The organism is Actinomadura physcomitrii (genome assembly GCF_008923205.2).
Taxonomy (GTDB): Bacteria; Actinomycetota; Actinomycetes; order Streptosporangiales; family Streptosporangiaceae; genus Spirillospora; species Spirillospora physcomitrii.
In genome coordinates this window covers 25,164-38,389 of record NZ_WBMS02000046.1, presented here as the reverse complement: position 1 = coordinate 38,389, position 13,226 = coordinate 25,164, and the positions used below count along the sequence as shown (strand labels likewise).

13 protein-coding genes are annotated in these 13,226 nt (G+C 72.7%); 10 read left to right on the top strand and 3 right to left on the bottom strand.

Annotated elements, in window-relative coordinates:
- Positions 1–94 precede the first annotated feature (94 nt).
- Positions 95–859, bottom strand: a complete 765-nt coding sequence (locus F8568_RS38415) for an SGNH/GDSL hydrolase family protein (protein ID WP_151598542.1) — start codon at positions 857–859, stop codon at positions 95–97.
- A gap of 164 nt (positions 860–1,023) precedes the next feature.
- Between F8568_RS38415 and F8568_RS38410 the strand changes: the two genes are divergently transcribed.
- Positions 1,024–2,160 (top strand): acyltransferase family protein, encoded by a 1,137-nt coding sequence (locus F8568_RS38410; RefSeq protein WP_151598541.1) that lies wholly within the window; start codon positions 1,024–1,026, stop codon positions 2,158–2,160.
- A 199-nt stretch (positions 2,161–2,359) separates the two neighbouring features.
- The gene (locus tag F8568_RS38405) at positions 2,360–3,448 is read left to right on the top strand and encodes a hypothetical protein (RefSeq protein WP_151598540.1); all 1,089 of its coding nucleotides are present in this window, start codon (positions 2,360–2,362) and stop codon (positions 3,446–3,448) included.
- Between the two features lie 72 nt (positions 3,449–3,520).
- On the opposite strand, the gene F8568_RS38400 is transcribed toward F8568_RS38405, so the two are convergent.
- The gene (locus tag F8568_RS38400; protein ID WP_151598539.1) at positions 3,521–4,048 is read right to left on the bottom strand and encodes a cysteine dioxygenase; all 528 of its coding nucleotides are present in this window, start codon (positions 4,046–4,048) and stop codon (positions 3,521–3,523) included.
- Positions 4,049–4,208: 160 nt separating this feature from the next.
- Between F8568_RS38400 and F8568_RS38395 the strand changes: the two genes are divergently transcribed.
- Positions 4,209–5,216 (top strand): LacI family DNA-binding transcriptional regulator, encoded by a 1,008-nt coding sequence (locus F8568_RS38395; protein WP_151598538.1) that lies wholly within the window; start codon positions 4,209–4,211, stop codon positions 5,214–5,216.
- A gap of 2 nt (positions 5,217–5,218) precedes the next feature.
- Here F8568_RS38395 and F8568_RS38390 read toward each other — a convergent pair whose 3' ends face one another.
- A complete protein-coding gene (locus tag F8568_RS38390) occupies positions 5,219–6,682 on the bottom strand; it encodes an aromatic amino acid ammonia-lyase (protein ID WP_151598537.1) in 1,464 nt (487 codons plus the stop codon).
- Between the two features lie 159 nt (positions 6,683–6,841).
- On the opposite strand from F8568_RS38390, the gene F8568_RS38385 reads away from it, so the two are divergent.
- From F8568_RS38385 to F8568_RS38355, 7 genes are all read left to right on the top strand, one after another.
- On the top strand, positions 6,842–8,008 hold the full coding sequence (locus F8568_RS38385; protein WP_151598536.1) for an ABC transporter ATP-binding protein: 1,167 nt from the start codon (positions 6,842–6,844) through the stop codon (positions 8,006–8,008).
- On the top strand, positions 8,008–8,658 hold the full coding sequence (locus F8568_RS38380; RefSeq protein WP_151598535.1) for an ABC transporter permease: 651 nt from the start codon (positions 8,008–8,010) through the stop codon (positions 8,656–8,658). The genes F8568_RS38385 and F8568_RS38380 overlap by 1 nt, the downstream gene beginning before the upstream one ends.
- Positions 8,655–9,341, top strand: a complete 687-nt coding sequence (locus F8568_RS38375; RefSeq protein ID WP_151598534.1) for an ABC transporter permease — start codon at positions 8,655–8,657, stop codon at positions 9,339–9,341. Before F8568_RS38380 ends, F8568_RS38375 begins: the two co-directional genes overlap by 4 nt.
- A 26-nt stretch (positions 9,342–9,367) precedes the next feature.
- Positions 9,368–10,294 (top strand): ABC transporter substrate-binding protein, encoded by a 927-nt coding sequence (locus F8568_RS38370; protein WP_202125825.1) that lies wholly within the window; start codon positions 9,368–9,370, stop codon positions 10,292–10,294.
- Positions 10,295–10,478: 184 nt separating this feature from the next.
- Positions 10,479–10,652: a hydrophobic protein gene (locus F8568_RS38365; RefSeq protein WP_202125824.1), complete on the top strand. Its 174-nt coding sequence runs from the start codon at positions 10,479–10,481 to the stop codon at positions 10,650–10,652.
- 202 nt (positions 10,653–10,854) lie between these two features.
- Positions 10,855–12,168, top strand: coding sequence for an alpha/beta hydrolase family esterase (locus tag F8568_RS38360; RefSeq protein WP_151598533.1), 1,314 nt, complete (start codon positions 10,855–10,857; stop codon positions 12,166–12,168).
- A 172-nt stretch (positions 12,169–12,340) separates the two neighbouring features.
- Positions 12,341–12,961, top strand: coding sequence for a helix-turn-helix domain-containing protein (locus tag F8568_RS38355; protein ID WP_151598532.1), 621 nt, complete (start codon positions 12,341–12,343; stop codon positions 12,959–12,961).
- The last annotated feature ends 265 nt before the right edge of the window (positions 12,962–13,226 follow it).

Below are 13,226 nucleotides of genomic sequence, written 5' to 3'. Positions count from 1 at the left end.
CCCCCCCCCCCCCCCCCCCCCCCCCCTGTGGGGGGGGGGGGGGGGGGCGCCCCCCCCCCCCACCCCCCCCCCCCCCCCACAACTCAACGAGAAGTTAGGCGGGGCGGCGGAGGGGGTGGGTCAGGCCCAGGCGCTTGATGTCGGCGGTGAGGCGGGTCGCGACGTAGCGGTGGCCCGCCTCGTCCGGGTGCGTCCCGTCCCGCTTGATGTACTGCGGCGCGTTGCCCTGGTGGGTCAGCCGGTTCCCGGTGATCCACCGCTCCGCGAGCGGGTCGACGAACGGGACCGCCATCTGCGTCGCGAGGTTCCGCAGCGCGTTGCGGATGGCCAGCTCGTTGCGCGGCGGCGTGTCGTTGCCCCACAGCGGGCCCATCAGCACGATGTGCGTGCCGGGCCACCGCTGCCGGGCCCGCTCGAGCAGCGCGCGCGCCGCCGTCGCGACGCGCGGCGGCGGGACCCGCCAGTCGTTGTGCCCGCCCGAGACGATCAGCAGGTCGGGCGCGGGCCGCCAGCCGAGCTGGCTCTCGAACAGCTGCAGGAACGCCTGCCCGGAGACCGTCTTCACGAAGCCGGTGCCGGCCCGTCCCGCCACGATGACCTGCCAGCCGAGCAGCCGCCCGGTCGCCGACGCGTACGTGGTCTCCGGCTGGACGCCGCGGTCCCCCACCGTGTAGCTGTCGCCGAGGAAGAACACCACCGACGGCCGCTGGACCGGCTTCTTCGCGGCCGGGCCGTCCGCCCGGGCCGTCCGGGAGCCGGTCCCGCCGGTGCCGCCGCAGCCGGCCAGCAGGGGCAGGCCGAGCAGGCCCAGGCACAGCAGAAGGGTCGCCGCGCCGCGTCGGGCGCGGCGAGATGTCATCGAGGACCACCAAAGAGTCGGGTGAGAATGCACCGGTATCTTACTGATCCCCTCCCGCTCCACGCGCCGGTCGCGCGAAACCGCACCTCCGGCTACACCCGCCGTTCACCGCGTCCTCACGCCGCGTCCCGCGCCGCGCAACCCGTCCCCGAGAGGGTTCCGCGGTGACCCCCCGACGCCCGCGGCTCCGCGAACTCGACCTGCTCCGCTTCCTGGCGGCGATCGCCGTCGTGCTGTACCACTTCACCGGATTCGGCGGCGCGGGGCCGTGGCCGGAGCGCGCGCGGGACGTCTTCCCGGCGCTGGGCGCGGTCACCCGGTACGGCTACCTCGGCGTCGACCTGTTCTTCGTCATCAGCGGCTTCGTGATCCTCATGAGCGCGTGGGGGCGCTCGCCGGGCGAGTTCGGCGTCTCCCGGCTGGTGCGGCTGATGCCGGCGTACTGGGCGAGCGTGCTGCTCGGCGCCGTCGTGTACGCGGTGTTCCGGCAGGGGCACGGCGTCCCCGGCCTCGTCGTGCCGAACCTGACGATGCTCCAGGGCGGGCTCGGCATCCAGAACGTCGACGCCGTCTACTGGACGCTCTGGGTCGAGATGCACTTCTACGTGCTGGCGACCGTCCTCGCCGCGGTCGGCATCACCTACCGGTCGTGCCTGGTCTTCATGACGGCGTGGATGTTCGGCGGCGTCTTCGCCGACGAGGCCGGCAGCAAGTTCCTGCAGATCATGCTGGTGCCGACGTGGAGCGCGTACTTCATCGCCGGAATGGCCCTGTACATGATCCACCGGTTCGGGCCGACGCTGCTGCTGTGGGGATACGTCGCGGCGTCCTACCTGCTGGCGCTGCACTGGGGCGGCTGGCGCGCGGACCACGCGTTCAAGGGCTCCGCGCACCTGCCCGTCGCGGTCGCCGTCACGGGCATCTTCCTGGTGATGATCCTCGTCGCGACGGGCCGCCTGAGCCGGCTGCGGTGGCGCGGGCTGACCGTCCTCGGGGCGCTGACGTACCCGCTCTACCTCGTCCACTCGCAGCTCGCGCTGCCGCTGCTGGACGCGCTGTACCCCGGCATGAACCGGTGGGCCGCGCTCGCGGCGGCCATCGCGGCGTCCCTGGCGCTCGCCTACGCGGTGCACCGCCTGATCGAAAAGCCCGGCGCGAAGTGGATGCGGGCGCAGCTGCTCGCGTCGCTGGAGCCGCTGCGTGCCGCGAAGCCCCGCCGGGCGGGAAGGGCGCCCGCAGCCGCCGAGGAAGTGCCCGCCCCGCGCGCCCCCGAAGCGGAGCCCGAACTCGCCACCCGGTGACCGTCCGGCCCTGGTGGCCTTATGTTTGTCCGTCATGGCCATGGGGGTGGACGCCGCGGCAGTGGCTTCGACGGTGGTAAGCCTCGCGTTCGTACCGTGCCTTGTATGGAGGGGCAACAACGGCGGAGGAGGCGGACGCTCCTGGGCCCGCCCGGAAGCGTTCCTCGCACTGGTCGTAGCGCTCGTCTACCTCAACCAAGTGCTCTTCACCGTGTACGTCCTGCGCGTCCACGACGGGGACGCGTCGTTCATAACGCACTACGTGCCGGAGGGCTGGTTCGCGCTGGCGGACGGGTCGTCCATGCGCGCGTTCGCCGCGCACTTCCCCGACCCGGGGCTGCTCGCGCCGTGCCTGCTGCGCATACCGTCGGCCCTGGAACTGCCCTTCGGGCTCCTCTCCTTCGTGACGGTGCTGCGATGGTTTGACCGTGGCCTGTACCGGCGCGTCGCCACGTCATGGATGGTGTGGGCCGCGTCCCTCTCCTACACGTTCTGCTTCTGCGTCGTGGAGTGGGTCCTGCACACGCCTTACACGGTGGACGACATCGTCATCCGCGTGTGCACCGGCCTGGTGACGCCCTTGCTCGTCCAACGGCTCGCCCGGCAGGACACCGACGCACCGGCGGTCTCCTCGTTCCCGCAGATGCTCCTGTTCGCCATCTCGGTGTGGGCGCTGGGCCAGCTGGTCCTGACCGTCTACGACACCGCCCTGCTCTACAACCTCGGGCATCTCGCCGGACGCCTGCCAGGCGCGCTCGTCACGGCGGCGATCCTCGTGGCGGCCCGCCGCCAGGCCGCGCGGACACCTCAGGGCGGTGGAACAGGACTCGCGTTGGCGTCCATCGGCACCGGGCTGCGCTGGGCGCTCGCCCTCTTCTTCATCCCGGCACTGGCCGTCCGCTACGGCGTGAACTTCGGGACACCGCTCGTCGCCGGCGTCGCCGGCCTGCTCATCTGCGCTGCCGGAGCCGTCCACGCCCTCCGCGAAGGACTCGCCGGCGCCGGACCGCGCAGGACGATGCTCTGGGCCGCCCAGGTCGCCGTCGCGCTGCTCGCCGGGGGAGCGGCCGGAGCCGCGGCCGTCCTGCTGGTGACCGACACCTACTACGAGGCAGGCGTCCTCCGCGCCGCCGCGCTCTGCTTCGCCGTGGCCGTCACCGTCTGCGCCCTCACGGACCGGTGGATCGACCGCCGCTTCGCGACGACGCCCCCGCGAACGACCGCGCCGGGGTGTGACGTTCCCGGGAAGGACCGTGCTGAAGGAGATGTGGGTGGCCGTCCGATGTGAGCGGGCATCGGACGGCCACCCTCCTCCGGCGGGCCCGCCTCCCCCGGTCGGACCCGCCGGAGTCCCTCGGGGTCACTCGGGGGCGTCTTGGGGGCGGAGTTCGTCGGCGTAGCTGACGGACAGCCGGCGCATCACGCCGGAGTCGTCGATGGAGTACTGGCCCATCCGCCACAGCGGGGGCGAGTAGGCGTGGATGGAGACGCTCGCGTCGGCCACCCCGGTCAGCCGGTGGATGTGGTCGGGGCCGAAGCAGAACGAGCCGCCCTCGGTGACGACCGTGCCGACGTGCGCGCCGCCGATGCGCGGGTTGCTCTCCTCGATGGCGCCGGTGACGACGCGGACCGCGCCCGAGGACACGTCGTGGTCGTGCCAGCCGGTGTCGTCGTCCGGCGTCCAGCACAGCAGCCACACGTCCACGTGCTCGTCCCGGTAGAGCGAGGCGTAGTGCCGGTGGCCGTCCTCCGGGAACGCGACGTGCCGCCGCCATAGCTCCGGCCGCTCCGCGAGGTCGTCCACGAGCGCGCGCAGCTCGCGCTTGCCGAGGGTGCGGGCGGGCAGGTCCGCGAAGCCGGGAGTGCTGGGCAGGACATCGTGGGACACGGAGTGCTCCTTTCCTTTCCATGACGGCGCGGCCGACGCGGTGAGCAGGGGCGACGGCTCCTGAACCGCATCAGTTAACCGTTTCAGTGAAACGGTTCAGCAGCCCTCCCGTCAAGTGGGGTCCCCCGTTCTGTCAGCGGGGCCGTCTAGGGTTGGAGAGATGTCGGAGAGGCGCAAGCGCGCGACCATCCGCGAAGTGGCCCAGGCGACGGGGCTGTCGCCCGCCGCCGTCTCCTACGCGCTGCGCGGCATCCAGACCTCGGAGGAGACCCAGGAGCGGGTCCGGGCGGCGGCCGAGGAGCTCGGCTACGAGGCGCACCCCATCGCCCGCGCGCTGGCCAGCGGCCGAACCGACCAGGTCGGGCTGCTGTGCGGGTCGCTGGAGGACTACTGGCAGCAGTCCCTCGCCACCGGCATCGGCCGGGCGCTGCTCGCCCGCGACCGCTACGCGCTGATCGTCGACGCGGGCGGCGACCCCGAGCGCGAGCTGGCGCTCGCCCGCCGGCTGCGCGACCAGCGGGTGGACGGGCTGATCGTGCAGCCGCTCGACCCCGCCGCGCCGCTGTGGGCCGAGCTGTCGGAGACGGTCCCGGTGGTGTCGATCGGCGACGCCCTGCACGGCGGCCGGTCGCAGGGCGAGGTGGTGTTCGACAACCGGCGCGGCGTCACGCTCGCGCTGGAGCACCTGCGCGATCTCGGCCACGAGCGGGTCACCGTGTTCACCTCCACCGCCGCGAGCACCCCCGACCGCCCGGCCGACGTGCACGTCAACGCCGAGGCCGAGCGGCTCGGGCTGCGCGTCGACGTGGTCGTGGTGCCGCAGTCGCTCGCCGAGTCCACCGAGGTCGCGCTGCGCGTGCTCGGCGGCCCCGACCGGCCGACGGCGGTGTTCTGCTTCGCCGACTCCATCGCCTACGGCGTCTACGCCGCGACCCGCGAGCTGGGCCTGGACGTCCCCGGCGACATCGCGGTCTGCGGCTACGACAACCATCCGATGTCGGCGCTGCTCACACCGCCGCTGACGTCCGTCGACTGGGACATCGAGGGCATCGTGCACGCCGCCGTCCGGCTCATCGTCGACGTCATCGACGGCAAGCCGCGCAAGCGCCGCGTGGTGCGCGAGCCGTCGCTGCTCGTCCGCACCTCCACCGGCGGCCCGCCCTCCTAGCGTCAGGGATGCAGGCCGGCCAGGCGGGGGAGGAGGTCGGCGGCCACGGCGATGTCGGTGTCCAGCGGGCGGTCCTCCACGCGCGGGTCGAGGACGGCCTCGGCCAGGTCGAACGCCGAGCGCAGCGGCCCGCCGGACGGGGCGCGGCCCTGCATCCGCAGCGCCCGGACGGCCGCGACCAGCTCGCAGCCGAGGCCGAGCCGGTAGGCGGCGACGGCGTCGGTGGTCGCGCGGGCCGACTGGGTGGAGAAGCCCGCGTGCTCCTCGACGCCGCGCGACAGCACGGCGCTGCCGAGCGCGGCGGGGGTGGCGAGCCGGCGCACGTCGGCGAGGCAGGAGTGCGCGACGTACTCCAGGATCATGATCCCCGAGGACGCCTCGGTGGCGCCCTGGAAGGGGTAGAGGCCGGTGAACGACGGCTCGGCGAGCGTGCCGAGCCGCGCGGCGGCCAGGGCCATCGTCTGGAACAGCGCGGCGCGGGCGGAGTCGAGCGCGAGCCCGACGTAGGCGGTGTGGAAGTTGCCGTTGTGCCAGACCGTCCGCCCGGCGACGTCGACCAGCGGGTTCTCCGCCGCCGCGTTGATCTCGCGGGTGACGACCTGCTCGGCGTAGGCCCCGGCTTCCAGCGCCGGGCCGTGGACCTGCGGGAACGCCCGGTAGCCGTACGGGTCCTGGATCCGCATCGGGGCGGGCCGGTCGAAGGCGAGCAGGGTGCGCATCGCGTCGGCGGCCTCGCGCTGGCCGGGGTGGGGGCAGGCGTCCTGCACGGCCGGCGCGTACGGCTCCTCCGACGCCCGGACGGCGAAGTGCGACAGCGCGGCCACGACCGTCGAGGCGCGCAGCATCCGCCGCAGGTCGGCGACCGCGAGCGCGGACTCTCCGAGCGTGGCGGCGTTGGAGCTGATGAAGGCGAGCGCGTCGGCGGACTGCAGCCGGTAGCCGGGGCCGCGTTCGGGCGCCCCGTCCGGCCCGGCCAGCCAGGACCGCTCGCCGAGCAGGCACAGCGCGGTGGACGCCAGCGCGGTCAGGTCGCCGGTGCCGATCGCCCCGTACACCGGGACGGGCGGGAGGAGGCCCAGGTTGAGGACGTCCGCCAGGGCTTGGAGCGCTCCAGGCTCGACGCCCGAGCCGCCCGCCGCGATCTGGTTCAGCCGGACGGTCAGCATCGCGCGGACGATCTCCGGCGCGACCAGCGGCCCCGCCCCGGCCGCGTGGCTGCGCAGCAGCCGCAGCCCGTGCGCGTCGGCGTCCTCCCACTCGACGTCCACGACGCGGTTCGCGCCGACGCCGGTCGTCCGCCCGTAGACCGGCTGCGCGCCGGCGACCTCCCGGGCCACCCGCCAGGCCGCGCGGGCGCGCTCCACCCCGCCCGGATCTATGGCGACCGTCACATCCTCGCGGGCCGCGAGCACCACCTGGGAGCAGGTGAGCGAGGCGCCGTCGATAACGATTCGGCTGTTCTCCACGGCCCTACGCTACTTTCCCCTAATTTCAGGTAGTTATCCTCAAGAACTGACGTTCCGGACAAGACGGGACTCTGACGAGACGGTACACATTGGTTACGGTTGGGGAGAAGGCCGAAGTCGATCATCGGCGTTGCGACGCCCAACGAGGACGTGAATCGTTTGATCACCTTTGAGGGCGTGACCAAGCGCTACCCGGACGGCACCGTCGCCCTGGACGACGTGAGCCTGGAATGCCCCACCGGACGCATCACCGTGTTCGTCGGCACCTCCGGCGGCGGCAAGACCACCGCGCTGCGCACCATCAACCGGATGGTCGAGCCCACCGCCGGGCGCGTGCTCATCGACGGCGGCGACGTCCGCGAGCGCAAGCCCGCCGAGCTGCGGCGCGGCATCGGCTACGTCATCCAGCACGCCGGCCTGTTCCCGCACCGCACCATCGAGGACAACATCGCCACCGTCCCGTACCTGCTGCGCTGGAACAAGAAGAAGGCCCGCGCCGCCGCGCACGAGCTGATGGAGCGGGTCGGCCTCGACCCGTCGATGGCGCGCCGCTACCCGTTCCAGCTGTCCGGCGGCCAGCAGCAGCGCGTCGGCGTCGCGCGCGCGCTCGCCGCCGACCCGCCGATCATGCTGATGGACGAGCCGTTCAGCGCCGTCGACCCGGTCGTCCGCGCCGAGCTGCAGGACGAGTTCCTGCGCCTGCAGGCCGAGCTGCACAAGACGATCGTGTTCGTCACCCACGACATCGACGAGGCGATCAAGCTCGGCGACCGCGTCGCGGTGTTCCAGACCGGCGGGAAGCTCGTCCAGGTCGACGCCCCCGAGGACCTCCTCGCGCACCCCGCCGACGACTTCGTCGCCGGGTTCATCGGGCAGAACCGCGGCATCCGCACCCTCGGCTTCGCCGAGACGGGCGGCCTGCGGCTGAGCGGCGACGCGGTGTTCGCCGCGTCCGCCGACGCGGCCGACGCCGCCGGCCTGGACTGGGTCCTCGTCGTCGACGCCGACCGCAGGCCCCTCGGCTGGGCCCGGCCCGCCGACGAGACCGGACCGCTGGCGGAGGCGCGGCTCGCCCCGGTCGGCGCCACCTTCCGCGCGGGCGCCGACTCGGTCCGCGTCGCGCTCGACGCGGCCGTGCTGTCCCCGGCGGGCCTCGCGGTCGGGGTCGACGAGGCGGGCGCCGTGGTCGGCACCGCCGGCGGCGCCGACCTGCTCGCCGTCCCCACCCACGGCCCCGCCCACCACCGCGCGGACCGCGCCGCCGACCGGCCCGCGGGCGCGCCGGAGCCCGCCGACGCCCCCGCGAAGGGCGGTGCCGGCGACTGATGGACATCGACTGGGGCTGGATCGGCGACCACACCGGCACGCTCGGCGACCACGCCCTCATCCACATCCGGCTCGCGCTGCTGCCGGTGCTGTTCGGGCTGCTCATCTCGCTGCCCGCCGGGCTCGCGTGCCGCCGCTGGCAGTGGCTGTACGCGCCCGTCCTGACCGTCTCGAACGTGCTGTACGCGATCCCGTCGCTGGCGCTGTTCATGCTGTTCATCCAGTACACCGGGCTGAGCGCGTCCACGGTGATGATCCCGCTGACCCTCTACAGCCTGTCGGTGCTGATCCCGAACGTGGTGGACGGCCTCGGCGCGGTCTCCGAACCGGTCCGGCAGGCCGCCACCGCGATGGGGTTCGGCACGCTGCGCCGGCTCGTCCAGGTCGAGCTGCCGATCGCGGTGCCCGTCGTCATCGCCGGCGTCCGGGTCGCCGCGGTGTCGTCGATCAGCCTCGTCGCGATCGGCCAGCTGATCGGCCAGGGCGGGCTCGGCTACGACATCATCCGCGGCTCCCAGCTGCAGTTCCAGACGCAGATCCTCGCCGCGTCCGTGCTGATCGTCCTGCTGGCGCTCGCCACCGACGCGGTCCTGGTGATCGTGCAGCGGCTGCTCACCCCGTGGTCGCGAGCGCGCAGGAGGACATCGTGAACGACGTCTGGAACCAGATCCGGCTGAGCTGGACGTGGCTGACCGCGTCCGCGCAGTGGCACGGCGACGACGGCATCCCGCACCGGCTCCTCCAGCACGTGATCTACAGCGGCGTGTCGCTGGCCTGCGCCGCGGTGATCGGGCTGGCCCTCGGGCTGCTCGTCGGGCACACCGGGCGCGGCGGCTTCGTCGTGGTCAGCCTCGCCAACCTGGCCCGCGCGATCCCCACGTTCGGCCTGGTGGTGTACGTCGTCCTCGTCCACTACAGCATCACGGCCGCGCTGATCGCGCTCGTCGCCCTCGCCGTCCCGCCGATCCTCGTCAACACCTACGAGGGCCTGCGCGGCGTCGACGCCGACGCCAAGGACGCCGCGAGCGGCATGGGCATGACCGGCTGGGGCGTGCTGTGGCGCGCGGAGGTGCCGATGGCGCTGCCGCTGATCCTGCTCGGGCTGCGCACGTCCGCGATCCAGGTGGTGGCGACCGCGACGATCGTCGCCTACCCCGGCTTCGGCGGCCTCGGCCGCTACATCATCGACGGCCTGGCCCGCAACGACTACCAGCTCGTCGTCGGGGGGACGGTCCTGGTGGTGCTGCTGGCGCTGATCGTCCAGATCGTGTTCGCGGCGCTGCGGCGCCTCGTCGTCTCGCCGGGCCTGCTCGGCACCGCCCGTTCCTCCTGATCTGTTCCGACCGAAGGAAACCGACCATGAAGCACATCATCCGTGGCGCGGCCATCGGCCTCGTGGCCGCTCTCACGCTGTCGGCCTGCGGCGGCGGTGGAGGCGGCGACGACGAGAACCCGCTGTCCGGCGGCGGCGCGGCCAAGGGCGCCATCACCGTCGGCAGCGCCAACTTCCCCGAGAGCGGCCTGATCGGCGAGATCTACGCGCAGGCCCTGGAGGCCAAGGGCCTCAAGGTGAACCGGAAGTTCCAGATCGGCGCCCGTGAGATCTACTACGACCAGGTCGTCAAGGGCGGCATCGGCGTGATGCCGGAGTACAACGGCGCCCTGCTGACGACCTCGGTCGACAAGACCAGCACCGCGGCCACCACCGACGAGGTCAACGCCGCCCTCAAGGCCAAGCTGCCGCCGTCGGTGGAGGTGCTGAACTCGGCGCAGGCCGAGGACAAGGACTCCGTCACCGTCAACCCGCAGACGGCGTCGAAGTACCACCTGAAGAGCATCGCCGACCTCAAGCCGGTCGCGGGACAGCTCACCATCGCGGGCCCGTCGGAGTTCAAGACCCGCCAGCAGGGTCTCGTCGGCCTGAAGAAGGTGTACGGGCTGGACTTCAAGAAGTTCCAGCCGTTCGACGCGGGCGCGCAGGCCACCCTGGTCAAGCTGCTCACCGAGAACAAGGTGCAGGCCGCCGACCTGTTCACCACGGACCCGACCATCGTGCAGAAGAAGCTCGTCGTCCTGGAGGACCCCCAGCACGTCTTCAGCGCGCAGAACGTGACGCCGCTGGTCAACAAGTCCGCGGTGAACCCGACCGCGGTGGCGGCGCTGAACGCCGTGTCCGCCAAACTCACCACCCAGGACCTCCTGGACATGATGAAGCGGATCGCGATCGACAAGGAGGACGACCCGAAGGTCGCCGGCGACTGGCTCAAGAAGAGCGGCCTCGCCTGATCCGCGCCTGAGCACCGCCTGACCTCGCCTCCGGAAGCCCGCCGCGCCCGCCGCGGCGGGCTTCCGCGCAAGCGGCCGGACCTCGGCGGGCCGGACGTCGCGCAAACGTGATGCTTGTCAAGAATCAAAGGCTTTTCTTTGGGGACACCCATCGCCGACACGTTCGACCAAGGAGGTCCCCCCGATGCCCTGGCTCATGATTCTCGTCCTGCTGCTCGCGCTGATCCTGTTCGGGATCGGCTTCACCCTCAAGGTGCTCTGGATCGTCGCCGCCGTCGTGCTGATCGTGTGGCTGCTGGGCTTCGTCGCCCGCGGCACCGGGTCGTCCGGCCGCCGCGGCCGCTGGTACCGCTGGTAGCCGCCGCCGAACCCGGCCGGCCCGACGCTTGCTCCGCCGCGCCGGCCGGGTTTTGTCACCGAGTGCGCAATCGGAGGGGGCGCAGTCTCCCTTTCATGAGCAGCGGTCGCCGCCGGGCGGACCTAGGCTCGGCCCAGGACGGCCGGGCCGAAGGCCCGGCGGCACGCCGCGGCGCAGGGGGACGCCCGCAGGAAGGACGGCCATGCACCCCTCCCGCCCCCATCCCCTCACCGCCCCGCGGCGCCTCGCCGCGGGGGTCGCGCTGACCTGCACCGCACTGGCGGCGCCCGCGCTCGCCTCGCCGCCGTCCGCGCGGGCCGAGCCGTCCGCGCAGGCCGGCGCGCTGCGCCCGGACCGGATCACGGTCACCGTGGACGGCGCGCCCGCCTACCGGCTCGACGGCGACCTGCGCTCAGGCGGGATCACGGTCACCGAGGCCACGCCCGACTACAACACCAACAAGGTTCAAGGCCAGGGGACGCTGCGCGGCGCCGGCGGCGGGACGGCGACCGTCCGCTTCGGGCTGACGCGCACGATCACCGGCCTGTCGGGGACGTTCGGCCTCGACGACGCCGGGATGCAGATCTCCGCGACCGTCATCAGCGGCGTCCGGACGCCCGCGGACGGCACCGTGACCTGGCAGGGGCAGGGGACCGTGCGGATCGACGGGCGGGCCAGCACCCGGACGGTCGGCTTCACCGTCCAGGACCGCCATCCCGACCCGGGCGACCACGCGATCCACCTCGTCCACGCTGGCCAGCAGCGGGTGGCGATCCTCCGGCTGCCCGACGGCTACGACGGCCGGCCCCTCCCGGCTCTGTTCCACTTCCCCGGCCTGTTCGAGACGCCGCTGTTCGCCGAGTTCTACGGGCGCATGGCCGACTACGCCAGGACCCGCGGGTTCATCATGATCACCCCGGAGCACTACGGGACGGGATGGCAGGGCGTCGCCGGCGGCCAGCCGGGCGCCGACGTCGACGACCCCGGCTTCGTGTCCGCCCTCCAGGACGTCCTCATCCAGCGCTTCAACGCCGACCCGCACCGCCTGTACGCCTCCGGCATGAGCAACGGCGGGTTCTTCACCAGCAAGCTGGCCTGCGAGAACAAGCGGTTCGCCGCGTACGCGCCGGTCTCCGGCCAGCTCCAGGACCTGGTCGCCTGCCGTCCCGGCCGCGCCGTGCCCATCGCGATGATCCACGGCGATGCCGACCCGATCGTCCCCTATGCCACCGCGACGGCCGCCGCGCCGTTCTGGGCCCGCGACAACGGCTGCGCGGCCACGACGACCGACACCGATCTCCCCGACACGCACCCCGACGACGGAACCACCGTCACCCGGCACGCCTACAACGGCTGCCCCGCCGCCGCCCCGGTGATCCTTTACCAGATCAAGGGCGGCGGACATAACTGGCCCGGCGGCACGCCGTATCTCGGACCGCTGCTCGGCGGCACCACCCAGGACATCGACGCCAACGCCGTCATCTGGGACTTCGTCTCCCGCTTCCGCCTCTCCTGACTCTCGCGTCGGCGCGAACGCGTCGGCGTCCCGGAGGCGCTCGGTCAAGGCGCGGGCCGAAAAGATTCTCTGGAGGGCGGCGTATCGTGGGTACGCAGTCAGGCCAGGCGAATTGTTCAATGAACAAGAAGGGCCGGTACAGCAGGACAGCTCCGCCGGAGGACTGGCGGCCGTGCTGCGTCGCCTGCTGGACGGCAGCGGCCTGACCGTGCGGCAGCTCGCGCAGCGGGCGGGGTGCTCGCCGGGGACGGTGTCGTACGCGCTGCGAGGGGTGACCGTTCCACGCGAGGAGCTCTTCGAAAGGCTGGTGCGGGCCTGTGATGGTGAACCGGGGGACTGGCGGGCCATCTACGAGCAGGCCGCCGAGGCCGCTCGTGCCGCACGGCGCCCCGCGGCCCGGACGCCGGAGGCGGACGTGTCGGCGCCCGCCGGTGGCCGGCACGTGACGGTCGCGGTCATCGATGACCATCCCGTGGTCATCGAGGGCCTGGTCTCCTGGATCGAACGGGATCCGCAGCACCGGGTGCATGTGGTCCACAGAGGGGGGACCCGGGACGAGCCCGCCCCTGCTCCGGCGGCGGACGCCGACGTCGTCGTCCTCGGTCTGAACGAGACGAGCGAGCCGGTGATGAAGGCCCTGCGGGCGCTGGCCGCCCAGGGCCGCCGGGTCGTGGTCTTCTCCGCCGTCCAGGAACAGGCGGAGATCGCGGAGATCCTCAGAGCGGGTGCCGTCGCCTTCGTCGCCAGGCGTTGGCCCAGTCGTTCGAACCCGGTGGTGACCATCTCGGCATGAATCTGACCGTCATCTTCGATGACGCTGATCGCATCCCCGAACGCTACGTGCGCCTCAAGCCGCCGGTTTGACGGCGTCGACGGTGGATCATGGGCCGCCGCGCCGCGCCGCGCGGTGAACCGCGCAACCGCGAGCGTCCACAGGCATGCGCTGAAGGTTTTGGTTGCCTTCGTGACCGGAGTCGGCCGCCGGAACGGGCTGGGCTGGAGTATTCGCGGAGGCGGCGCCGGAGCCGGGTTTCCCGACGCCTCCATTTCACCGGGAA